This is a genomic window from Streptococcus sanguinis (assembly GCF_020729725.1).
Taxonomy (GTDB): Bacteria; Bacillota; Bacilli; order Lactobacillales; family Streptococcaceae; genus Streptococcus; species Streptococcus sanguinis_V.
This window is the reverse complement of record NZ_JAJEPA010000005.1, coordinates 355,068-376,412: the sequence shown is the minus strand read 5'-3', so window position 1 is coordinate 376,412 and position 21,345 is coordinate 355,068. Positions and strand designations below refer to the sequence as shown.

Genomic DNA, 21,345 nt, shown 5'->3' with positions numbered 1-21,345 from the left:
TCCAAGGTTCGGTGGACTTTTTTAATCTGCGGATGAGAACCGACGGTAGTCGGTTTACCTTGAGACAAGCCTAACGGGTATTTTTGGTTGTGGCTAAGCACTCGGTTAAGCGAGTGCTCTTTAATAAGGTTCGGGGAACCTTTTTAATCTATAGATAGGAGCTGTTTTAGGTTGCAGATAAAGACTCGCCCTTGCGAGTTCCCTTTGAATCATGGTCCATTGGACCTTTTTATTTAGAATTTAACTAGAAAATTTTACTATTTTTTGATATGATAGATAGAATATAAGGAGGAAGTAGATGACGTTAGAAGAAATCAGACAGGAAATTGATCAAGTGGATGATGCAATCGTTGCCTTGTTGGAGCAACGCATGAATCTGGTTGGCCAAGTCGTAGCTTTAAAAAAATTAACAGGCGCAGCTGTCTTGGATAGCAAGAGAGAAGATGTGATTTTTGCCAGAGTGGCGGATAAGGTTGAAAACAAAGACTATAAGGAAACTGTTGTTGCGACCTTTTCTGACATTTTAAAACGCTCGCGTGAATTTCAGAATAAAAAAATCTAATGAAAGAAGTACAGAACTCGATAGCTGTGGCTTTATCTGCAATGGCAGGCGGTTGGCTACGTTACCAAGTAGCTCTCTTATCAGTTTTTGCTGATTCATTTCCGCTGGCTGCCTTATTGGTCAATTATTTGGGAACTTTTTTGCTGCTCTATATTATCAAGGGCTATCTTAGCAGTAAAGTTAAGTCCCAGCGTCTGCTTTTAGCACTTTCGACCGGTTTTTGCGGAGGTTTGACGACTTTTTCTGGTCTTCTGCTAGACAGTATCAAACTAGCAGATTCAGGGCGCTATATGGAGCTTCTTATCTATCTAGTCTTAAGTGTAGGTGGTGGCCTTGCAATCGCTCTATGGGCTGGAAAGCAGGTGAAGCCATGATGTGGGCGATGTTAATCTGCTGCGGCGCTGGCGCTCTTGTGCGTTATGTTTTCTCCAAGGTCAATAGCAGAGCATCTCTGCCGCTTGGGACTTTATTGGCAAACTTGCTAGGTGCTTTTCTCATTGGTTATTTTTATAATCATATAGAAGACAAGCAGCTTTATGTGATTTTGGCAACAGGCTTCTGTGGTGGTCTGACGACTTTTTCTACAATGAACGCTGAGCTAGCAGAGCTCTTTTCAGAGAGAAAGAAATTTGTTTTCTATTTGGCTTCGACATACATACTCGGGTTTTTAGCGATTCTTTTAGGAATTTTCATTTAAACATCTTTACATTTTTAGAAATTTTGATATAATATACTTTGTGCCTAATGGAAGCACAAAAAACGGCTAATCCGCTGCGGTCTTGAACCTTAAGATTAGTAAGATAGGAGTAGAAAAAATGAATCCATTAATCCAAAGTTTGACTGAAGGTCAACTTCGTACTGACATCCCTGCATTCCGTCCTGGTGACACTGTCCGCGTTCACGCGAAAGTTGTTGAAGGAACTCGCGAACGTATCCAGATTTTTGAAGGTGTGGTTATCGCTCGTAAAGGTGCTGGTATCTCAGAAACTTACACCGTTCGTAAAATCTCTAACGGTATCGGTGTTGAACGTACTTTCCCAATCCACACTCCACGTGTTGACAAGATTGAAGTCGTTCGTTACGGTAAAGTCCGTCGTGCTAAATTGTACTACCTTCGTGCATTGCAAGGTAAGGCAGCGCGTATCAAAGAAATTCGCCGTTAATCTTAGAAAGACTCTGTCGTTGGGCAGAGTTTTTCTCTAAGTCCCCTTAGTTCAATGGATATAACAACTCCCTCCTAAGGAGTAGTTGCTGGTTCGATTCCGGCAGGGGACATAAAATCCTAACAATAACCCTTGATTTACAGGGGTTTTTGTTATAGTCGGCCCTAATCTGCCCCAAAAGTTTCAAAAGTCTTTCTTATCTGATTATGATTTTTTCTTTTTGTTGTTCTAAATGGTGGGTGTAGACTTCTGAAAACTCAAAACAGATGGTTTGTCGCCATTCCCAAGTTACGAGAGTAATATCATTCTTCATAGCTGCAGATATGGAGATATTGAAGAATGAAAAATGAGCGCTACAGCAAAAGCTGTAGCGTTTTTTTAGTAAAAAGTGACAAAAATACTCATTATCTATTGAATTTTTGAGTTTTTAAGTTTACAATGATATTAATATAATGTGTAATGAGGTGGAGTTATGAATGGAAAAATTTTAGGGCTAGATATCGGTGTAGCTTCTGTGGGTGTGGGAATTATAGACAAAGAATCTGGTGAAATTATTCATGCCAGTTCACGAATTTTCCCAGCGGCTACTGCTGACAGCAATGTTGAGAGACGAGGATTTCGCCAAGGTCGGAGATTAGGACGCAGAAAGAAACATCGAAAAGTTCGTCTAGCTGATTTATTTAGGGATGCTGAGCTTGTAACAGATTTTTCAAAAGTATCTATCAATTTAAATCCTTATGAATTACGAGTTAAGGGACTAATTGAGAAATTAACTAATGAAGAATTATTCATTGCGTTGAAAAATATTGTCAAAAGGAGAGGGATTAGTTATCTTGACGACGCTAATGAAGACGGTGAGTCTTCTTCCTCAGAATATGGCAAGGCTGTTGAAGAAAATAGAAAGCTGCTCGCAGATAAAACACCAGGACAGATTCAGCTGGAACGTTTTGAGAAATACGGACAGGTTCGAGGTGATTTTACCATTGAAGAAAATGGAGAAAAACACCGTCTGCTTAACGTGTTTTCGACCTCGGCTTATAAAAAAGAAGCAGAGCGAATCTTGACAAAGCAGCAAGACTATAATCAAGATATCACTGATGAATTTATTCAGGCTTATTTAACGATTTTAACTGGAAAACGTAAGTATTACCATGGACCAGGGAATGAAAAGTCTCGTACGGATTATGGACGCTTCAGAACAGATGGAACAACTTTGGATAATATTTTTGGTATTTTGATTGGGAAATGTACCTTTTATCCAGAGGAATACAGAGCTGCTAAAGCTTCTTACACGGCACAGGAATTTAATTTACTCAATGATTTGAACAATCTGACTGTTCCAACAGAAACTAAGAAGCTCAGTGAGGAGCAGAAGAGACAGATTATTGAGTATGCAAAAGGGGCTAAAACTTTAGGTGCCGCTACTTTATTGAAGTATATAGCAAAATTGATTGACGCGTCAGTGGACGATATTAAGGGCTATCGGATTGATAAAAGTGAAAAACCAGAAATGCATACTTTTGATATTTATCGAAAAATGCAAACATTGGAAACGGTTGATGTTAAGCAACTATCTAGAGAAGTTTTAGATAAGCTGGCTCATATTCTCACACTCAATACGGAACGTGAAGGAATCGAAGAAGCGATTAAAGTATCATTTACTAAAGGAGAATTTGAACAAAATCAGATTGCTGAATTAGTCTCATTTAGAAAGTCTAATAGTTCTTTGTTTGGAAAAGGCTGGCATAATTTTTCAATCAAATTGATGATGGAGTTGATTCCAGAGCTTTATGAAACATCTGAAGAGCAAATGACAATCCTTACACGATTGGGCAAACAAAAAACAAAGGCAAGATCTGAACGAACCAAGTATATTGATGAGAAGGAATTGACCGAAGAAATTTACAATCCAGTAGTTGCTAAGTCAGTCAGACAAGCAATTAAAATCATAAATCTTGCTACAAAGAAATATGGCATCTTTGATAATATCGTTATTGAAATGGCGCGCGAAAATAATGAAGAGGATGCAAAGAAAGATTATGTGAAGCGTCAAAAAGCCAATGAAGATGAGAAAAATGCTGCAATGGAAAAAGCTGCTCATCAATATAATGGAAAAAAGGAACTACCAGATAGTATTTTTCACGGGCATAAAGAATTGGCTACGAAAATTCGTCTTTGGCATCAGCAGGGAGAAAAATGTCTCTATACTGGGAAGAATATAACAATAGCAGATTTGATTGAAAATCAGTATAAATATGAGATTGATCATATTTTGCCTCTTTCTCTTTCATTTGATGATAGTTTAGCAAATAAGGTACTAGTTTTAGCAACAGCCAATCAAGAGAAAGGACAGCGTACACCATTTCAAGCACTGGATGGTATGGATGATTCTTGGTCATATAGAGAATTTAAATCTTATGTCAAAGCCTCTAAGGCACTCAGTAATAAAAAGAAAGATTACTTGCTGAATGAGGAAGACATTAACAAAATTGAAGTCAAACAAAAATTTATTGAGCGCAATCTAGTTGATACTCGCTATTCTTCTCGAGTAGTTCTAAATGCTCTTCAGGATTTTTATAAATTAAATGATTTTGATACCAAGATTTCAGTGGTGCGCGGACAATTTACTTCTCAACTTAGAAGAAAGTGGCGGATTGACAAATCGCGTGAAACTTATCACCATCATGCAGTCGATGCATTAATTATCGCGGCCTCCAGTCAATTAAGACTTTGGAAAAAGTGGAATAATCCTCTGATTTCTTACAAGGATAACCAATTTGTGGATTCTGAAACAGGAGAGATTATTACATTGACTGACGATGAGTACAAAGAATTAGTATTTAGAGCCCCTTATGATCATTTTGTTGATATGCTAGGCAGTAAAAAATTCGAAGATAGTATTTTATTTTCCTATCAAGTGGATTCAAAGTATAATCGTAAGATTTCTGATGCAACGATTTATGCAACTAGAAAAGCGAAATTAGGTAAAGATAAGTCGGAAGAAACTTATGTATTAGGTAAGATTAAGGATATATATTCTCAAACGGGTTATGATGCTTTCATAAAGCTTTATAAAAAGGATAAAAGTAAATTTCTGATGTACTGTAAGGATCCGCTAACTTTTGAAAAGGTCATTGAGGAGATTTTAAAAACATATCCTGATAAGGAACAAAATGAAAATGGAAAAGAAGTTGCTTGTAATCCCTTCGAGAAATATAGACAGGAAAATGGTCCTATTCGAAAATATAGTAAAAAAGGAAAAGGTCCAGAAATTAAGAGTCTGAAATACTATGATAACAAATTAGGGAATCATATAGATATTACCCCAGCTAATAGTGAGAATCAGGTTATATTACAATCTTTATCTCCATGGCGTACAGATGTCTATTTTAATCCAGAGACTGAAAAATATGAATTATTAGGCTTGAAATATGCTGATTTACAGTTTGAAAAGGGAACTGGGAACTATTCTATAACTCTAGATAAATATTACGAAATCAAAGAAAAAGAAGGAGTAAGCGAACAATCAGAATTCAAATTTACCTTATATAAAAATGATTTACTTTTAATTAAGGATACAAAGACTAAGGAACAACAAATGTTTAGGTTTTTATCTAGAACTATGCCAAACCAAAAACACTATGTTGAATTGAAACCCTATGATAAAGGAAACTTTGAAGGTAAGGAGAAAATTAAAGTATTTGTTACAACATCTAATGGTCGCTGTTTAAAAGGATTGGGAAAAGCGGACCTCTCCATCTACAAAGTTCAAACAGATGTTTTAGGGAATAAACGTTTCATCAAAAAAGAGGGTGATGCTCCAAAACTCGAATTTTAAAATAATCTTTAAAAAGAGTTGCAATTAGCTCTGCAATATATTATAATGATAATTGTAAGGGACGCCTTACACAGTTACTTAAATCTTGCAGAAGCTACAAAGATAAGGCTTCATGCCGAAATCAACACCCTGTCTATTGGCGGGGTGTTTTCGTATTTTAAAGGGGAAATTGATGACTTGGAGAATTGTACATGTATGTCAAAGTGAAAAAATGAGATTAAAACTAGATAATCTCTTAATTAAAAAGATGGGAGAAGAATATACCATTCCTTTGAGTGATATTTCTATCATAGTAGCAGAGGGTGGAGACACAGTTGTTACACTTCGTTTACTGAGTGCTCTAAGTAAATACAATATTGCTTTGGTCGTTTGTGACAATGAGCATCTGCCAACCGGTATCTATCATTCTCAAAATGGGCATTTCAGAGCTTATAAGAGATTACAAGAACAATTGCTTTGGACGCAGGAGCAAAAAGACAAACTCTGGCAAATTATTACTTATTTCAAGATTAATAATCAGCAGGATGTGTTAGCCATGTTTGAGAAAGATTTAGCTTGTATTCAATTGTTGGCTGACTATAAAGATCATATTGAACTAGGTGATAAAACTAATCGAGAAGGACATGCAGCTAAAGTTTATTTTAATGAATTATTTGGTAAAAAATTTGTTCGCGTAACCCAGCAGGAAGCTGATGTTATTAATGCAGGTTTAAATTATGGTTATGCAATTATGAGAGCTCAAATGGCAAGGATTGTGGCTGGTTATGGCTTAAATCCCTTGATTGGAATCTTTCACAAAAATGAATACAATCAATTTAATCTGGTAGATGATCTGATGGAACCTTTTAGGCAGATTATTGATGTATGGGTTTATCAACATTTAAGGGAAGAAGACTATTTAAAATATGAATTCCGATTAGCTTTAACGGATTTATTAAATGCAAAGATTCGTTATGGTAAGGAAAATTGCACTGTAACTGGAGCTATGGATAAATATGTAAAAGGATTTATTAAATGTATTGCGGACAAAGATACAACAAAGTTTTATTGTCCGATTGTCTCAAGTTTGGAATCGAGTAAATAAAATGAGGTATGAAGCAATGAGATTGATTTGTTTTTTTGACCTTCCTATGGAAACTAATCAGGAAAAGCGAAGCTACCGTAATTTCCGTAAAGAATTGATTGCAAATGGTTTTGAAATGCTACAGTTTTCCGTATATTATCGAACTTGTCCTAATCGTAGTTTTGCTAGTAAATTTTACAAAAAACTAAAACAAAGTAATCTACCTAGCGGTAATGTTCGTTTACTAGCTGTAACAGAAAAACAGTTTTCTGAAATGGTTCTAATCATTGGTGGCAAAACTAAACAAGAAGAAGTAGTTAGTGATAAAAAAATGGTGGTTATATGAAATGGAAATTCACACATCCTTATCGAGAAGATTTATCAATAAACTTTGGAAAGTTTACTCAAATAATAGGAGAAAATAAACAGTTAAAATATTATATTTGGCAAATACTAATCTGGTATTTTGATGGAAAAAAATATAGTATGGAAGACCTAAGTCTTTTTGAGCAAAATGAGCCAGTAATTTTTTCTGACGAAAGTGTTTTGAAAAGAACAGATTATAAGATTATCTCAATTTCAGATATACAAGATTTAATCGAACAAATGGCTTATAAGAAAGGTACAGTTTCCTTTGATTATTTAAAAAGTAAGCTAAATGATTTTGAAATAATGGGACTAATTGATGTGATTAATGACAAATTGGATCTCATTTCAAGTAGTGTGAATCAAAGACTTAATCTTCACATTGGAGAAGTTGAATATCACACTGAAAGCCAGTATTTCAACCCAGAGCAACTAATTATTAAAAATTTTCTACCTTATTTCGGTCTAGGTGATAAAAACATCTCCTTTGAATTTTTAGAGAATGAAACAAAATTTTTCTTCTTTTTAGACATGATATCAGAAGTTGCGTGTCAAAGCAGTAGTAAGATAATTCTTATCACTCATAACATGGATAGTTATTTAAACTATAGTGAGTTTATAAATTGTTGTAAAAAGATGAATGAGATGACTATGGATTTACAAAATTTTCACGTTATTAACTTTCTATCAAGCGAGGGATATATTTATATAAATAAAGAAAATATAATGAATGTTAATATTGTTGCGGATTTAGTAGAACACTTTTACGAATTTTCATTTATGTATGAAAGATTTTTTGGTCAATATCCTGCTAATGAGGTACCGGATGAAAAGGTTTTTTTAGAGTCGTTACAAAAAGTTTCATCATATCTTTTTAGTAAGGATATTGCTCATATTAGTTTATCAATTCCAGATATAGTTACTTTGAAAATTATAAATCATTTGTACCAATACGATAAAAAGCCAAGAATTTGTTCTACGATGTCTAATCCGCTATTAATTAAGTTTTTGAATACCTATAATTGACAGGAATCGCAATAGGCATTATAATCAATATATGAGTATAAAAATCACAATTTTTCCATTTGAGGTTTTTGTACTCTCAAGATTTAAGTAACTGTACAACTTTCTGTTGTATAAATATTAATATTACCATGTTTTTGTACTCTCAAGATTTAAGTAACTGTACAACCCAAAGCCAAATCGTCTGTAGTAGTATCCAGTTTTTGTACTCTCAAGATTTAAGTAACTGTACAACTGGGTTGAGTATCATTATGAGTTAGAGGAAGTTTTTGTACTCTCAAGATTTAAGTAACTGTACAACAGGATTTCTCTTGATTTCTTTCTTCATCCAGTTTTTGTACTCTCAAGATTTAAGTAACTGTACAACACTGAAGCTATTTTAGAGGACAATCCAAAAGTTTTTGTACTCTCAAGATTTAAGTAACTGTACAACAATCCTCTGGTACATCAGAACGCAACTTGCGTTTTTGTACTCTCAAGATTTAAGTAACTGTACAACTTAAACCCGTTTTACTTTGCAAAGACAAGAGTTTTTGTACTCTCAAGATTTAAGTAACTGTACAACAAAATGTATTAAATCAAGTGCTTAAGTATCGTTTTTGTACTCTCAAGATTTAAGTAACTGTACAACCAGAATATTGACCGATAAAATCTTGTTCCAGTTTTTGTACTCTCAAGATTTAAGTAACTGTACAACTATGACGATAGCAAGCTTTTATCCACGATTGTTTTTGTACTCTCAAGATTTAAGTAACTGTACAACAATCCTCAGGCACATCAGACCTTAACTTACGTTTTTGTACTCTCAAGATTTAAGTAACTGTACAACCTTTATTTTAAAGAGGTTTTACATCGGTCAGTTTTTGTACTCTCAAGATTTAAGTAACTGTACAACGCCAATCTGGAGGTGCTGGTGGACATGTAGGTTTTTGTACTCTCAAGATTTAAGTAACTGTACAACACGATATATCCCGCATCGATGTCTGTATTGGTTTTTGTACTCTCAAGATTTAAGTAACTGTACAACATTAGATGGGGATAGATACCTTGAATTGCAGTTTTTGTACTCTCAAGATTTAAGTAACTGTACAACTTCAGCAGGCAGAGGTTAAGCCTCAAGGCAGTTTTTGTACTCTCAAGATTTAAGTAACTGTACAACCTTTCGGAAGTAAATCTATTTTACTTTCGGTTTTTGTACTCTCAAGATTTAAGTAACTGTACAACAGAAAGGCCTCTTATAAGACTAAGAAAACGGTTTTTGTACTCTCAAGATTTAAGTAACTGTACAACAGCTTACTATAGACCAGATAGCGTTGTTCTGTTTTTATTATAGTTTAGGATAGAGGGGAATCTGTAATGTTTTATCATAAAAAGGGCTGAGTAAATCAGTCCTTTTGTTCTCTATTTCCCCAAGCAGAATTGGCTGAAGAGTTGGGTGATGAGTTCGTCTGGTGCGGCGTCACCAGTGATTTCGCCGAGGATTTCCCAGGTGTGGGTCATATCGACTTGGAGAAGATCTACGGGCATACCCATTTCCAAGCCTTGGTTGACGGCTTGCAGGCTTTCTAGGGCTTTTTCAATCAAGGAGATATGGCGGGCGTTGGACAGGTAGGTAGCGTCTTGCTCTACGATACCAGCATTTTCAAAGAAGAGCTGATTGATGCGTTCTTCAATTTTATCGATATTTTGATTGTGGAGGACAGAAATCTTGATGACATCAGTTGGCAGCTGATCCAGCTCAATCTTTTCCTCAAGGTCAGTCTTGTTAAGCAGGACGATACGATTACTATCTTGACTGATTTCGAGCAATTGTTTGTCCTGATCCGTCAGAGGCTCGCTGGCATTGAGGACTAAAAGAACCAAGTCAGCTTCCTGCAGGGCTTTTTTAGATCGTTCAACTCCAATCTGTTCTACAAGGTCATCGGTTTCTCGAATCCCTGCGGTATCGATGAGCTTGAGCGGCACACCCTTGATATTGACATACTCCTCGATCACATCACGGGTCGTACCCTCGATATCAGTCACAATGGCCTTGTCCTCGCGCAGGAGATTGTTGAGCAGGCTGGACTTGCCAACATTAGGCCGGCCGATGATAGCAGTGGAAATGCCTTCGCGTAAAATCTTACCTCGTCGTGCAGTATCGAGAAGATTGCTTAACAGAGCCTCGAACTCAGCTGTTTTTTCTCGCATAAGCTGGGTTGTCATTTCTTCCACATCGTCGTACTCGGGATAGTCAATATTGACCTCGACCTGAGCCAGTGTGTTGAGAATTTCCTGACGGGTATTGTTGATAAGATTGGAGAGAGAGCCATCCAACTGCTTGACAGCATTGTTCATGGCTTTATCGGTCTTGGCGCGGATGATGTCCATGACAGCCTCAGCCTGAGTCAAATCTACGCGCCCATTGAGAAAAGCCCGCTTGGTAAACTCACCAGGCTCAGCCATTCTAGCACCCTCGCGGATAGCCAGCTGCAAGATTTCATTCGTGACCGCAATCCCGCCGTGGGTATTAATCTCAATGATATCCTCGCGCGTGAAGGTCTTGGGAGAGCGCATAGCACCAAGCATAACCTCGTCCAGAATTTCCTGTTTTTGAGGGTCGACGATATGACCGTAGTTGAGCGTGTGGCTTTCCACTTTGCTTAGATTTTTCCCTTTGAAGATTTTTTGGGCAATAGCAAAGCTATCAGTCCCGCTTAGTCTAACAATGCCGATGGCTCCTTCGCCAAGAGGCGTAGAAATCGCAGCGATTGTATCAAATTCTCTGGTAATCATATTGCATTTTTCCTTGTGTTTAAAATCAATTACTCTAATTGTAACGCAAAAATCAAGGAGGAGCAAGGCTTTCGATTATCAAGCGGAAGGAATGAAATTTAAGTCTGGTAAAGAAAACACTTTCATGTTAGTGAGAATCATGATATAATAAAAGTAGTGTGATTCGAGGAGGTGCTATGGAAAATCTAAAGAAACTGGCAGGAATCAAGGCTGCTGAATTTGTCCAAAGCGGGATGATAGTTGGTCTCGGGACGGGTTCGACTGCTTATTATTTTGTCGAAGAAATTGGTCGGCGGATCAAGGAAGAAGGATTGCAGATTACAGCTGTTACGACTTCCAGTGTCACTAGCAAACAGGCTGAAGGGCTGGGCATTCCGCTCAAGTCTATCGACGATGTAAATCAGGTGGATGTCACTGTTGATGGTGCTGATGAGGTTGATTCAGCTTTTAACGGTATCAAGGGCGGTGGCGGCGCGCTTCTCATGGAGAAAGTCGTAGCGGTGCCTACAAAGCACTATATCTGGGTAGTCGATGAGAGCAAGATGGTCGAGAAGTTAGGTGCCTTCAAGCTACCAGTAGAAGTTGTTCAGTACGGTGCTGAACAGCTCTTTCGTCGCTTTGAGCGTGCTGGATATAAGCCAGCCTTTCGTGAGAAAGATGACCAACGTTTTGTCACGGACATGCAGAATTTCATTATTGACTTAGATTTAGGTGTGATTGAAAATCCAGTTGAGTTTGCACAAGAACTTGATCATGTTGTGGGAGTAGTGGAGCATGGACTGTTTAATCAAATGGTAGACAAGGTCATTGTTGCTGGAAAATCGGGTCTCCAAGTTTTAGAGGCCAATAAATAGAAAGAGGTATTTTATGCCAAAATTTAATCGTATTCACTTGGTAGTCATGGACTCAGTTGGTATCGGTGCTGCACCAGATGCCAATAACTTTGTCAATGCAGGGGTACCAGATGGTGCTTCAGATACTCTGGGACATATTTCCAAAACGGTAGGACTGAATGTGCCAAACATGGCTAAGATCGGTCTAGGAAATATCGAGCGTCCTGCTTCTTTGAAGACCGTTCCTCAAGAAGAAAACCCTAGCGGCTACTATACCAAGCTGGAAGAAGTATCGCTTGGAAAAGACACGATGACAGGCCACTGGGAAATCATGGGTCTCAATATTACTGAGCCTTTTGATACTTTCTGGAATGGCTTCCCAGAAGAAATCCTGACTCAAATTGAAGAATTTTCCGGTCGTAAAGTCATTCGTGAGGCTAACAAGCCATACTCTGGTACAGCAGTTATTGATGACTTTGGCCCTCGTCAGATGGAAACAGGCGAGCTGATTATCTACACCTCTGCTGACCCAGTATTGCAAATCGCGGCACACGAAGAAGTGATTCCTTTGGAAGAGCTTTATCGTATCTGTGAATTCGCCCGCTCTATTACTTTGGAACGTCCTGCACTTCTGGGACGTATCATCGCTCGTCCTTATGTAGGTGATCCATGCAACTTCACTCGTACAGCTAACCGTCACGACTATGCCGTTTCTCCGTTTAATCCAACTGTGCTTGATAAGCTCAATGAAGCTGGAATTGATACCTATTCAGTTGGGAAGATTAACGACATCTTCAACGGAGCTGGAATCAACCATGATATGGGACACAATAAGTCTAACAATCATGGTGTGGATACTTTGGTCAAAGTTTTGAAAGATGAAAACTTCAAAGAAGGTTTCTCATTCACTAACCTAGTAGACTTTGATGCTCTTTATGGTCACCGCCGTGATCCACATGGCTACCGTGACTGCTTGGAAGAGTTTGATGCTCGCATCCCAGAAATTATTGAAAACATGCGTGAAGATGACTTGCTCATGATTACTGCTGACCATGGTAATGACCCAACCTATGCCGGAACCGACCACACTCGTGAGTACATTCCGCTTTTGGTCTTCGGAAAATCGCTGAGTGGTCATGGTCATATTCCTGTCGGACACTTTGCGGATATCTCAGCTACCATTGCGGAAAACTTCGGAGTGGACAAGGCGATGATTGGTGAAAGCTTCTTGGACAAATTAGTATAAGCATTATATGAGAGTGAGGGAAATATTTTATGACAAGCTTATCAGAAAAAATCAAAGCAACAGCGGCTTTTTTGAAAGAAAAAGGTATGACAGAGCCTGAGTTTGGTCTGATCTTAGGATCTGGTTTGGGAGAATTGGCTTCTGAAATCGAAAATGCCGTTAGTCTTGACTATGCGGATATTCCAAACTGGGGTCGCTCAACTGTTGTTGGTCACGCTGGTAAATTAGTCTATGGAGACTTGGCAGGACGTAAAGTCTTGGCGCTGCAAGGCCGTTTCCATTTCTATGAAGGAAATCCTTTAGAAATCGTTACTTTCCCAGTGCGTGTGATGAAGGCCCTTGGTGCGACAGGTGTTATTGTGACCAATGCTGCCGGTGGTATCGGCTATGGTCCTGGTACACTGATGGCCATTACGGACCACATCAATATGACTGGCCAAAATCCTTTGATTGGTGAAAACTTGGATGAATTTGGTCCACGTTTCCCTGATATGTCGAAATCTTACACTCCAGAATACCGTGCCACCGCTCAGAAAGTTGCTGATAAGCTTGGTATCAAGCTGGATGAGGGTGTCTATATCGGTGTCACTGGACCGACTTATGAAACACCTGCAGAAATCCGCGCTTATAAGACGCTTGGAGCGGATGCAGTCGGCATGTCTACTGTTCCAGAAGTGATTGTAGCAGCACATTCTGGTTTGAAAGTCCTTGGAATTTCATGCATTACAAACTTTGCTGCTGGGTTCCAAGAAGAGCTTAATCATGAGGAAGTAGTTGAAGTAACAGAACGTGTCAAAGGTGATTTTAAACGACTTCTTAAAGAAACACTTGCTGAATTGTAAAAAATGTTGAAAGGCGGAGTGTCTGGGTTGGGAATTAAACCCGGAACAGCCTTTCTATCTAGCTGATAAAATCATTAAACTAAAGAAAGGTAGAGCGAGGTGTTCAGATTTGAACACAAGCGGAAAACTATCTTTCAAATAAACACAGAAAGGAAGGGCGTCTGAGTTTGAATTGAACTCGGGCTAGAGGCGGTGCAAAAAAGATAAATCTACCTAGATGCAGTCGCATCTTCGTTCGTTTCCTATTTTTGCTTTGCCTCTTTTAAGCCCTTAGTATCTTATATTATGTCTATTCATATTTCTGCTAAGCCAGGTGAAATTGCTGATAAAATCCTTCTTCCAGGGGATCCGCTTCGGGCTAAATTTATTGCGGAGAATTTCCTTGAGGACGCTGTTTGCTTCAATGAAGTCCGCAATATGTTCGGCTACACTGGAACTTATAAAGGCCAGCGTGTTTCAGTTATGGGAACTGGGATGGGGATGCCATCAATCTCTATCTATGCGCGTGAGCTGATTGTTGACTATGGTGTGAAAAAGCTGATTCGTGTGGGAACAGCTGGTTCGCTGAATGCTGATGTCCATGTCCGTGAATTAGTACTGGCTCAGGCGGCTGCGACTAACTCCAATATCATCCGCAATGACTGGCCACAGTATGATTTTCCGCAAATCGCTAGCTTTGATTTGTTAGATAAGGCTTACCATATCGCCAAAGGTCTTGGTATGACAACCCATGTTGGGAATGTCTTGTCGTCAGATGTCTTTTACTCAAACTACTTTGAAAAGAACATCGAGCTTGGTAAGTGGGGCGTTAAGGCAGTTGAAATGGAAGCTGCGGCACTTTACTACTTGGCAGCTCAACACCATGTGGACGCTCTTGCTATCATGACCATTTCTGACAGCTTGGTCAATCCAGAAGAAGACACGACAGCAGAAGAGCGTCAAAACACCTTTACCGATATGATGAAGGTTGGTTTGGAAACCTTAATTGCAGAAGCATGAAAGTAGATGTCAAAGAAGCCATCCTCTTTGCTATTTCCCGCTATGACTATGCTTATGCCCATAAACTAGCTGAGCGAGCAGGAAGCAGTGTCCAGTCTGACTTGGTCCTTCTTCTTGAGGCTTTAGCGGAGCGAAGAGAGCTCAATATCCAATCTATGATGAATCTAAAGTTGGAAATCACTAGGTCTGACCTAGCTGATTTTCAGCTTTTTTGCCATGAAAATGAAGCGGATGAGCAGCTGGTTAATTACCTTTATGATCTGGAAGCCAAGCTGAGAAATGAGCAACTGATTGACTTTATCCGAGCTGTCAGCCCGGCTATTTATCGGATTTTTATGCGACTGATTCGCATGCAAATACCGGATATTGACTGCTATATTCATAATTCGCGAGGAGCAAGTTACGACCGTTGGAAGTTTGAAAAGATGCGACATTCTGATAATCCTGACCTGCAAAATTTTCATGCGGAAAGCACGGTCAATTCTTCTAGTTTGACGGAGCTGATTTTGCAGTTGAATTTGCCCGAATCTGTCAAAGAATCAGCACGGCAACTAAGAGAGTTAGAAAAGTCAGTCCGCAATCCGCTAGCTCACCTTATCAAGCCTTTTGACGAGGAAGAATTGCACCGGACGACAGGTTTTTCGTCTCAGCACTTTATGGTTCTTCTGGTTGATTTGGCGCAGGAGACAGGCATAGTTTATCAGAAGGAACCTTTTTACTTTGACCGAGCAAATGGGGTCATAGAAAGTCTCTTATAAGGAGTAGCAGGATGGATAAGATTGCAAGGCTGCAAGAATTGATAGATCAAAGCCAGAATATTGTCTTTTTCGGTGGTGCGGGTGTTTCGACGGAGTCCAATATTCCGGACTTCCGCAGTTCAGATGGGGTATACAGTGTCAAACTGGGACGGCATTTTACTGCAGAGCAGCTGGTTTCTCACACTATGTTTGAGCGCTATCCGCAGGAGTTTTTTGACTTTTACAAGAAGTACCTGCTCTATCCGGATGCTAAGCCCAATGCTGCTCATGCCTACTTGGCAGACTTGGAGAAGACTGGCAAGCTCAAGGCTGTAGTAACTCAAAATATAGATAGCTTGCATGAAATGGCCGGTTCAAAGAAGGTTCTCAAACTACATGGCAGTGCGGATAGAAATTACTGTCTGAATTGTCAGCTATTCTACGATTTGGACGGTTTTCTGGCTCTGGACGGCACCATTCCTCACTGCCTTGACTGTGGCGGTATTGTCAAGCCAGATGTGACTCTCTATGAAGAGCCGCTAGATATGGAAGTTTTCCAGCAGGCAGCTCAAGCTATCCATCAAGCGGACCTGCTGATAATCGGCGTCACCTCCTTAGTTGTCTATCCCGCAGCCAGCCTCATCCAGTACTTTGCAGGTAAGCATCTGGTCGTCATCAACAAGACCAGCATCCCTCAAGACAGCCAGGCAGACTTAGTGATTGAGGGCAAGATTGGAGAAGTGTTGGGGAAATTGAAACAATAGCAAAAACACCTGAAAAAGCTTTTTCGGGTGTTTTTTGCAGTCTATTTATCAAACTTCACTTCCTCAATCAGATAGTCAATGAAGCGTTCTCCCATTTTGGATAGGCTAGCTTTTTCATGCTGGATGTAGACCAGTTCAATCGGATCATCAATGTCCAGTGGGATGGAGACGATATTATCACCATTGAGGTTGCTGTTGAGGATACCGGTTGCAATAGTGTAGCCATCCAGACCTATCAAAAGGTTAAAGAGCGTCGCGCGGTCACTGACGACGATTGATTTTTTATGGTGTTCCTGAGAGAGAATTTCCTCAGAAAAGTAGAAGGAATTGTGAGTCCCTTGGTCATAGCTGAGGTAGGGGAAGTTTTCTAAGTCAGATAACTGGACCAGCTTTTTCTTGGCCAGCGGATTGGACTTGCTGACAAAGATATGGGGCTGAGCCGTAAAGAGATGAGTCGCAATCAGATGATTGTCATCCAGCATCTTGGATAGGACATCGCGGTTGTAGCTATTGAGAAAGAGGACGCCGATTTCGCTGCGGAAGTTTTTTACGTCGTCAATAATCTCCCAAGTCCGAGTTTCCCGCAGAAAGAGCTCGTATTTCTCCATATCGCTTTTTTTAAGCAGGGAGACAAAGGCATTGACCACAAAGGCATAGTGCTGGGCAGACACGCTAAAAAGCTCACGGTGGGCGACAGGGTTTTTGTATCGCTCCTCTAGAAGCTGAGTCTGCTCAACTACCTGCCGGGCATAGGAAAGAAACTCCATGCCGTCCTTGGTCAAGGTAATTCCTTTGGGATTGCGAATAAAAATCTCGATACCCATTTCATTTTCCAAATCCCGCACAGCATTAGACAAACTAGGCTGAGTAATGAAAAGCTGCTTGGCAGCTTCGTTCATACTGCCAGTCTCGACAATTTTGATAATATAGTGTAACTGTTGAATTCTCATAGGACTATTTTATCACAAACTGGGGATTTTTTCCCGGTAAATCAATGAAAGCTAGCATGGTTTTATAATTGAATCTATCAAATGGACAGATGGTAAAAGAAATTCTATTGGATATAGTGACATTTTTAAAGTTTATTCTTATCGGAATTATAGAGCGATTTTATCAAGTCTTTTATAATGAAACAGGTTTTGCAATTTCAAGTTATTCGTGATATGATGATTTTTAGACTGTAAAAGGAGTAGTTATGAAGAGAAAAGAAGATTCTTTTGAAGATATTGCTCTTGAGTTAGAGAAGGAGACATCTAAGTCTAAGTTCTTACCATTCGTTCTATTAGCCATTATTGGCTTTTCTATCGTTGGAGCAGTTTTTTTGATGCTTTCTATATCGCAAAAGACTAAATCTAAGCAACCGGTGAGCCAGTCAAGTCAGATTATTTCACCATCAAAAAAATTAGAGGATAAGAAGACTGAAGTAAAAAAATTCGCTGAAAGTCTTACAGTTCCTCCAGAAAAAAGTGGTTCCTTTCTTTGGACGGTTGACAAGGCAGTTTCTCTACCCATGGACAAAGCTAAAGGCGGAGCGGCCTTGGAAGATGTTTTAAGAGAATTTGGAAGACCTGTTGAAGCTGGTTCGTGGATTGATTTTTCATCAAATAATGAAATTCAAAAGCATATTCGTCTTTTTTGGAAAGAGAAGGATGGTGCTCTTGGTTATGTTTCTTTAACCTTTGCTGAATTTGATGGTGTCTATAAGCTCATTTCCAAGTACCATTCTAACCTTGCAAGTGATGAAATTAAGGTGGATCAAAATCCTAATAGAAACTTTTTATGGACACAAGAATATATAGATAGTCTTGTTATTGGTGCTAGAGAAGGTACTGACAAAGGTACGGTGTATGATGAGATTGTTTCAAATGTTGGTTTGCCGCTGTATCAGACGATTTTGGGAGAGGACAATCAACTTCAAATGCGAGTTACTTATCATAATCCTCATTCTTTGACAAATCCGGAACAATTGAAGTCTGTCAATCTAGAATTCTATAAGCAAGAAGATGGAACATGGCGTTTGGTTTCTAAACAGAATCAGTAAACTAAAATAAAAAAGACAGAGGAGATAATCTTGAGAAGGAGTAGCAAGAAAAAACATGATGCTAATTCATTTAAAGCCATAAAAAAAGAACTTTATCAACAACAAAAGATAAAAAGAGAAGAACTTAGCATGATGGCCATACAGGAGGAGAAAAAAAGGATTAATTCGGCCTTTATTCTTCTTTGTTTGACCTTGTCATTTGCTTTATTCTTTGGCTTCTATTATTTTTCTCAAAAGATTCCTAGAGCCAACCTTAAGTACAAATATAATAAGACAGTGTCGTCAGTTAGTAAAGAAAGCTCTACTACTCAGCAAGATGAAGATGAGTTAGAAATGGACAAAAAACAGAAGGAACTGAAAAAGAAAATTGTTGAGGAAGATGAAAAAAAGTTTGTTTTTAATTGGACATTAGACAATTTTGTAGAACTCAAAATAGCCAAAGTCGGGGAGTGGGAAAATAATCCGACTTTGGAAGAGGTTATTACGAAATACGGTAAGGGTTCAAATGTGAGTTTTACCGAAAATGGATTGACACTAACTTATAAGACAAGAATTGTAGATGTTCCGAGATATGGTTCATCAGGACATCCTCAGGAAATCAGTTTGGGTTTTTATGACCCCGATTCCAATGGAAAAAAGTACTATTTAATAACTAAAACGGCAGTTTACTTGGATGACATTCATAACCTACCAGCTATCAAAAATGAGTTTGTTTTTAAGTGGAAGCCAGAAGATATGGATACATTGACAGTAGGTGATAGTCAATATGGAAAAGGTGGAATGACATATCAGGAGATTGTTGCTCGATTTGGACTGCCTTCAGATAGTAATTTTTCTGGAAGCGATACAGATTATAGCCCGTTATCGTTGCGGGTGAATTATTTTAATATTCATCGTCCACCTGCTGAACGAAAATTGGATAGGGTGTCTTTGATTTTCAAGAGGCAGGAGGATGGCAGCTTTCGTCTTGCGGATGCAAGAAGTGAATTTGACAAGGACTGGTAAAGCTGTGGTAGGTCGGAGATCTTAAAATTCTAATATTTTTTATGGCTTGACAATCCATATCTCTAACGATATAATGTTTACAATTTAACCTTTAATCAAGTCCAGTGAGGCTGTAAGGTAGGAAAAACGGTATAAGAGGCAGTTGGCTGCCTTGTTTTTTGCGAAAACTTGCTGTGGCGAGGTTTTTTCTTGTAGAAAGTGAGGTTGTCATGGTTAGTGACAGTTGCAAAAAGAGATTTGGCAAGATTATGCTGGAGCAGATGGAGCTGCTGGAGCAAGTTGAGATTGCACCTAATATTTTTTCCATGATCCTAAAGGGCCAAATGGTCAGCCAGATGCAGGCTGGGCAGTTTTTACATATTCGGGTACCCGATGACAGCAAACTTTTGCGCCGGCCTATTTCAATTGCTGAGATTGACAGAGATAATCTGACTTGTCGTATCATTTATCGGATAGAAGGTGGCGGGACGGCTATTTTTTCTCAACTGCCAGTCGGCTCGTTTCTTGATGTTATGGGGCCTCAGGGAAATGGCTTTGATTTGAGTCCTGTAAGGGCAGGTAGCCGCGCTTTGGTTATCGGTGGTGGGATTGGTGTCCCTCCCCTGCTTGAGGTTGCTAAAGAATTGCTTGCCAAGGGAGCTCAAGTGACAGCTGTACTGGGATTTGCTGACAAATCTGCTGTTATTTTAGAAGAGGAAATGAAAAAATACGCCGAGGTCATTGTCACGACGGATAATGGTTCCTATGGTCGCAAGGGCTATGTATCAGCGGTGGTAGATGAGATGACCCAAGAGTATGCGGCTGTCTATTCCTGTGGAGCGCCAGCTATGCTCCAGTATGTGGATCGTAAGTTTCAGGACCATCCGCATGCTTATCTCTCCATGGAGTCTCGTATGGCTTGTGGCATGGGCGCCTGCTATGCCTGCGTCGTTCATATTGCAGGTCAGGACGAGTCGGTCAATAAGCGGGTTTGTGAAGACGGTCCGGTCTTTGAGACGGGCACGATTATTGTCTAGGAGGGGAAATAATGAGTGACCAACGTTTAAGAGTTTCCTTGCCAGGCTTGGACCTGCAAAATCCAATTATTCCAGCATCTGGCTGCTTTGGGTTCGGACAGGAATATGCCAAATACTATGACTTGGACTTGCTGGGTTCTATTATGATAAAGGCTACGACTTTGGACCCCCGCTTTGGCAATCCCACTCCGCGGGTGGCAGAAACGCCAGCTGGGATGCTCAATGCCATTGGCCTGCAAAATCCAGGTCTTGAGGTTGTTCTAGCTGAAAAACTGCCCTGGCTGGAAAAGCATTATCCCAACCTACCAATCATAGCCAATGTAGCGGGCTTTTCCAATCAAGAATATGCCACAGTGGCTGGGAAAATTTCTCAAGCCCCTAATGTAAAGGCTATTGAGCTCAATATCTCCTGTCCTAATGTTGACCATGGAAATGCTGGACTGTTGATTGGTCAAGTTCCGGCGTTGGCTTACGAAGCAACTAAGGCTGCAGTTGATGCTTCTGTTGTGCCAGTCTATGTCAAATTGACTCCGAGTGTGGCAGACATCATTCAGGTAGCCAAGGCTGTTGAAGACGCTGGGGCTGCTGGTTTTACTATGATTAACACCTTGGTAGGTATGCGGTTTGACTTAAAGTCGCGCAAGCCTATTATCGCTAATGGCACTGGTGGCATGTCTGGTCCGGCTGTCTTTCCGGTAGCGCTCAAGCTGATCCGTCAAGTGGCGCAGGCAAGCAAACTTCCCATTATTGGTATGGGGGGAGTTGATTCGGCGGAGGCTGCTCTGGAGATGTTTATAGCGGGCGCTTCAGCTATTGGAGTGGGAACTGCCAATTTCACGGATCCATATGCTTGTCCTACCATTATTGAAAACCTGCCTAAAGCTATGGATAAATACGGCATCGAAAGTCTTGAAAGCTTACGTAAAGAAGTTCGAGAGAATTTACTTTAAAGTTACATTTTTACTTGACAATCCTGCTGTGAAATTATAGAATGAACTAAATATAACCTTTAAAGAAGTCCAGAGAGGCTACTAAGGTACATACGTTTGAATGGCAGATACTGCCACATTTT

General features: G+C 39.6%; 20 protein-coding genes, 1 tRNA gene and 1 CRISPR repeat array. Of the genes, 19 read left to right on the top strand and 2 right to left on the bottom strand.

What is annotated here, in order from left to right; all coding sequences use genetic code 11:
* Nucleotides 1-298: 298 nt before the first annotated feature.
* The 9 genes from K4I03_RS01800 to csn2-St all read left to right on the top strand — a co-directional run bounded on the left by K4I03_RS01800 (nt 299) and on the right by csn2-St (nt 8,018).
* A complete protein-coding gene (locus K4I03_RS01800) occupies nt 299-562 on the top strand; it encodes a chorismate mutase (RefSeq protein ID WP_002906446.1) in 264 nt (87 codons plus the stop codon).
* A complete protein-coding gene (crcB, locus tag K4I03_RS01795; protein ID WP_227963510.1) occupies nt 562-936 on the top strand; it encodes a fluoride efflux transporter CrcB in 375 nt (124 codons plus the stop codon). The genes K4I03_RS01800 and crcB (K4I03_RS01795) overlap by 1 nt, the downstream gene beginning before the upstream one ends.
* The gene (gene crcB / locus K4I03_RS01790) at nt 933-1,259 is read left to right on the top strand and encodes a fluoride efflux transporter CrcB (protein WP_227963509.1); all 327 of its coding nucleotides are present in this window, start codon (nt 933-935) and stop codon (nt 1,257-1,259) included. Before crcB (K4I03_RS01795) ends, crcB (K4I03_RS01790) begins: the two co-directional genes overlap by 4 nt.
* A gap of 118 nt (nt 1,260-1,377) precedes the next feature.
* Nucleotides 1,378-1,725, top strand: a complete 348-nt coding sequence (rplS, locus tag K4I03_RS01785; protein WP_009660455.1) for a 50S ribosomal protein L19 — start codon at nt 1,378-1,380, stop codon at nt 1,723-1,725.
* Nucleotides 1,726-1,765: 40 nt separating this feature from the next.
* Nucleotides 1,766-1,837 (top strand) — tRNA-Arg (locus tag K4I03_RS01780).
* 360 nt (nt 1,838-2,197) lie between these two features.
* Entirely contained in the window at nt 2,198-5,563 is a 3,366-nt protein-coding gene (gene cas9 / locus K4I03_RS01775; RefSeq protein ID WP_227963508.1) for a type II CRISPR RNA-guided endonuclease Cas9, read from the top strand.
* Between the two features lie 172 nt (nt 5,564-5,735).
* The gene (cas1, locus tag K4I03_RS01770; RefSeq protein ID WP_223322624.1) at nt 5,736-6,647 is read left to right on the top strand and encodes a type II CRISPR-associated endonuclease Cas1; all 912 of its coding nucleotides are present in this window, start codon (nt 5,736-5,738) and stop codon (nt 6,645-6,647) included.
* A gap of 1 nt (nt 6,648) precedes the next feature.
* Nucleotides 6,649-6,972 carry a CRISPR-associated endonuclease Cas2 gene (gene cas2 / locus K4I03_RS01765; protein ID WP_223312977.1) on the top strand — a complete coding sequence of 108 codons (324 nt, stop codon included), beginning with the start codon at nt 6,649-6,651 and terminating at the stop codon, nt 6,970-6,972.
* Nucleotides 6,969-8,018 (top strand): CRISPR-associated protein Csn2-St, encoded by a 1,050-nt coding sequence (gene csn2-St, locus K4I03_RS01760; protein WP_223322626.1) that lies wholly within the window; start codon nt 6,969-6,971, stop codon nt 8,016-8,018. The genes cas2 and csn2-St overlap by 4 nt, the downstream gene beginning before the upstream one ends.
* Nucleotides 8,019-8,082: 64 nt before the next feature.
* Nucleotides 8,083-9,305: a CRISPR direct-repeat array (repeat unit 36 nt; unit sequence GTTTTTGTACTCTCAAGATTTAAGTAACTGTACAAC).
* A gap of 111 nt (nt 9,306-9,416) precedes the next feature.
* On the opposite strand, the gene mnmE is transcribed toward csn2-St, so the two are convergent.
* Complete coding sequence (gene mnmE, locus K4I03_RS01755; protein ID WP_227963507.1) at nt 9,417-10,790, bottom strand: tRNA uridine-5-carboxymethylaminomethyl(34) synthesis GTPase MnmE; 1,374 nt, start codon at nt 10,788-10,790, stop codon at nt 9,417-9,419.
* A gap of 176 nt (nt 10,791-10,966) precedes the next feature.
* Between mnmE and rpiA the strand changes: the two genes are divergently transcribed.
* From rpiA to K4I03_RS01725, 6 genes are all read left to right on the top strand, one after another.
* Nucleotides 10,967-11,644, top strand: coding sequence for a ribose-5-phosphate isomerase RpiA (rpiA, locus tag K4I03_RS01750; RefSeq protein ID WP_227963506.1), 678 nt, complete (start codon nt 10,967-10,969; stop codon nt 11,642-11,644).
* 13 nt (nt 11,645-11,657) lie between these two features.
* Entirely contained in the window at nt 11,658-12,869 is a 1,212-nt protein-coding gene (locus K4I03_RS01745; RefSeq protein ID WP_227963505.1) for a phosphopentomutase, read from the top strand.
* Nucleotides 12,870-12,898: 29 nt separating this feature from the next.
* Nucleotides 12,899-13,711, top strand: coding sequence for a purine-nucleoside phosphorylase (locus K4I03_RS01740; protein ID WP_227963504.1), 813 nt, complete (start codon nt 12,899-12,901; stop codon nt 13,709-13,711).
* 285 nt (nt 13,712-13,996) lie between these two features.
* A complete protein-coding gene (deoD, locus tag K4I03_RS01735) occupies nt 13,997-14,710 on the top strand; it encodes a purine-nucleoside phosphorylase (protein WP_004186762.1) in 714 nt (237 codons plus the stop codon).
* Nucleotides 14,707-15,468: a hypothetical protein gene (locus tag K4I03_RS01730; protein WP_227963503.1), complete on the top strand. Its 762-nt coding sequence runs from the start codon at nt 14,707-14,709 to the stop codon at nt 15,466-15,468. The genes deoD and K4I03_RS01730 overlap by 4 nt, the downstream gene beginning before the upstream one ends.
* A gap of 11 nt (nt 15,469-15,479) precedes the next feature.
* Nucleotides 15,480-16,211 (top strand): NAD-dependent protein deacylase, encoded by a 732-nt coding sequence (locus K4I03_RS01725; protein WP_227963502.1) that lies wholly within the window; start codon nt 15,480-15,482, stop codon nt 16,209-16,211.
* A 41-nt stretch (nt 16,212-16,252) separates the two neighbouring features.
* Here the strand turns inward: K4I03_RS01725 and K4I03_RS01720 are convergent, their stop codons facing one another.
* Complete coding sequence (locus tag K4I03_RS01720) at nt 16,253-17,161, bottom strand: LysR family transcriptional regulator (protein ID WP_060976025.1); 909 nt, start codon at nt 17,159-17,161, stop codon at nt 16,253-16,255.
* 245 nt (nt 17,162-17,406) lie between these two features.
* Between K4I03_RS01720 and K4I03_RS01715 the strand changes: the two genes are divergently transcribed.
* The 4 genes from K4I03_RS01715 to K4I03_RS01700 all read left to right on the top strand — a co-directional run bounded on the left by K4I03_RS01715 (nt 17,407) and on the right by K4I03_RS01700 (nt 21,223).
* Nucleotides 17,407-18,252 (top strand): hypothetical protein, encoded by an 846-nt coding sequence (locus K4I03_RS01715; RefSeq protein WP_125330383.1) that lies wholly within the window; start codon nt 17,407-17,409, stop codon nt 18,250-18,252.
* 30 nt (nt 18,253-18,282) lie between these two features.
* On the top strand, nt 18,283-19,257 hold the full coding sequence (locus K4I03_RS01710) for a hypothetical protein (protein ID WP_227963501.1): 975 nt from the start codon (nt 18,283-18,285) through the stop codon (nt 19,255-19,257).
* A 209-nt stretch (nt 19,258-19,466) separates the two neighbouring features.
* Nucleotides 19,467-20,273, top strand: coding sequence for a dihydroorotate dehydrogenase electron transfer subunit (locus tag K4I03_RS01705; RefSeq protein WP_227963500.1), 807 nt, complete (start codon nt 19,467-19,469; stop codon nt 20,271-20,273).
* 11 nt (nt 20,274-20,284) lie between these two features.
* Nucleotides 20,285-21,223, top strand: coding sequence for a dihydroorotate dehydrogenase (locus K4I03_RS01700; protein ID WP_227963499.1), 939 nt, complete (start codon nt 20,285-20,287; stop codon nt 21,221-21,223).
* The last annotated feature ends 122 nt before the right edge of the window (nt 21,224-21,345 follow it).

What these genes read in the sequence shown, in the direction of transcription:
- K4I03_RS01725 (WP_227963502.1), top strand. Translation starts at nt 15,480, where the DNA reads ATGGATAAGATTGCAAGGCTGCAAGAATTGATAGATCAAAGCCAGAAT.
- K4I03_RS01720 (WP_060976025.1), bottom strand. Translation starts at nt 17,161, where the DNA reads ATGAGAATTCAACAGTTACACTATATTATCAAAATTGTCGAGACTGGC.
- mnmE (WP_227963507.1), bottom strand. Translation starts at nt 10,790, where the DNA reads ATGATTACCAGAGAATTTGATACAATCGCTGCGATTTCTACGCCTCTT.
- csn2-St (WP_223322626.1), top strand. Translation starts at nt 6,969, where the DNA reads ATGAAATGGAAATTCACACATCCTTATCGAGAAGATTTATCAATAAAC.
- crcB (WP_227963510.1), top strand. Translation starts at nt 562, where the DNA reads ATGAAAGAAGTACAGAACTCGATAGCTGTGGCTTTATCTGCAATGGCA.
- cas2 (WP_223312977.1), top strand. Translation starts at nt 6,649, where the DNA reads ATGAGGTATGAAGCAATGAGATTGATTTGTTTTTTTGACCTTCCTATG.
- cas9 (WP_227963508.1), top strand. Translation starts at nt 2,198, where the DNA reads ATGAATGGAAAAATTTTAGGGCTAGATATCGGTGTAGCTTCTGTGGGT.
- deoD (WP_004186762.1), top strand. Translation starts at nt 13,997, where the DNA reads ATGTCTATTCATATTTCTGCTAAGCCAGGTGAAATTGCTGATAAAATC.
- K4I03_RS01740 (WP_227963504.1), top strand. Translation starts at nt 12,899, where the DNA reads ATGACAAGCTTATCAGAAAAAATCAAAGCAACAGCGGCTTTTTTGAAA.
- crcB (WP_227963509.1), top strand. Translation starts at nt 933, where the DNA reads ATGATGTGGGCGATGTTAATCTGCTGCGGCGCTGGCGCTCTTGTGCGT.
- K4I03_RS01745 (WP_227963505.1), top strand. Translation starts at nt 11,658, where the DNA reads ATGCCAAAATTTAATCGTATTCACTTGGTAGTCATGGACTCAGTTGGT.
- K4I03_RS01715 (WP_125330383.1), top strand. Translation starts at nt 17,407, where the DNA reads ATGAAGAGAAAAGAAGATTCTTTTGAAGATATTGCTCTTGAGTTAGAG.
- K4I03_RS01800 (WP_002906446.1), top strand. Translation starts at nt 299, where the DNA reads ATGACGTTAGAAGAAATCAGACAGGAAATTGATCAAGTGGATGATGCA.
- rplS (WP_009660455.1), top strand. Translation starts at nt 1,378, where the DNA reads ATGAATCCATTAATCCAAAGTTTGACTGAAGGTCAACTTCGTACTGAC.
- K4I03_RS01730 (WP_227963503.1), top strand. Translation starts at nt 14,707, where the DNA reads ATGAAAGTAGATGTCAAAGAAGCCATCCTCTTTGCTATTTCCCGCTAT.
- K4I03_RS01705 (WP_227963500.1), top strand. Translation starts at nt 19,467, where the DNA reads ATGGTTAGTGACAGTTGCAAAAAGAGATTTGGCAAGATTATGCTGGAG.
- cas1 (WP_223322624.1), top strand. Translation starts at nt 5,736, where the DNA reads ATGACTTGGAGAATTGTACATGTATGTCAAAGTGAAAAAATGAGATTA.
- K4I03_RS01700 (WP_227963499.1), top strand. Translation starts at nt 20,285, where the DNA reads ATGAGTGACCAACGTTTAAGAGTTTCCTTGCCAGGCTTGGACCTGCAA.
- rpiA (WP_227963506.1), top strand. Translation starts at nt 10,967, where the DNA reads ATGGAAAATCTAAAGAAACTGGCAGGAATCAAGGCTGCTGAATTTGTC.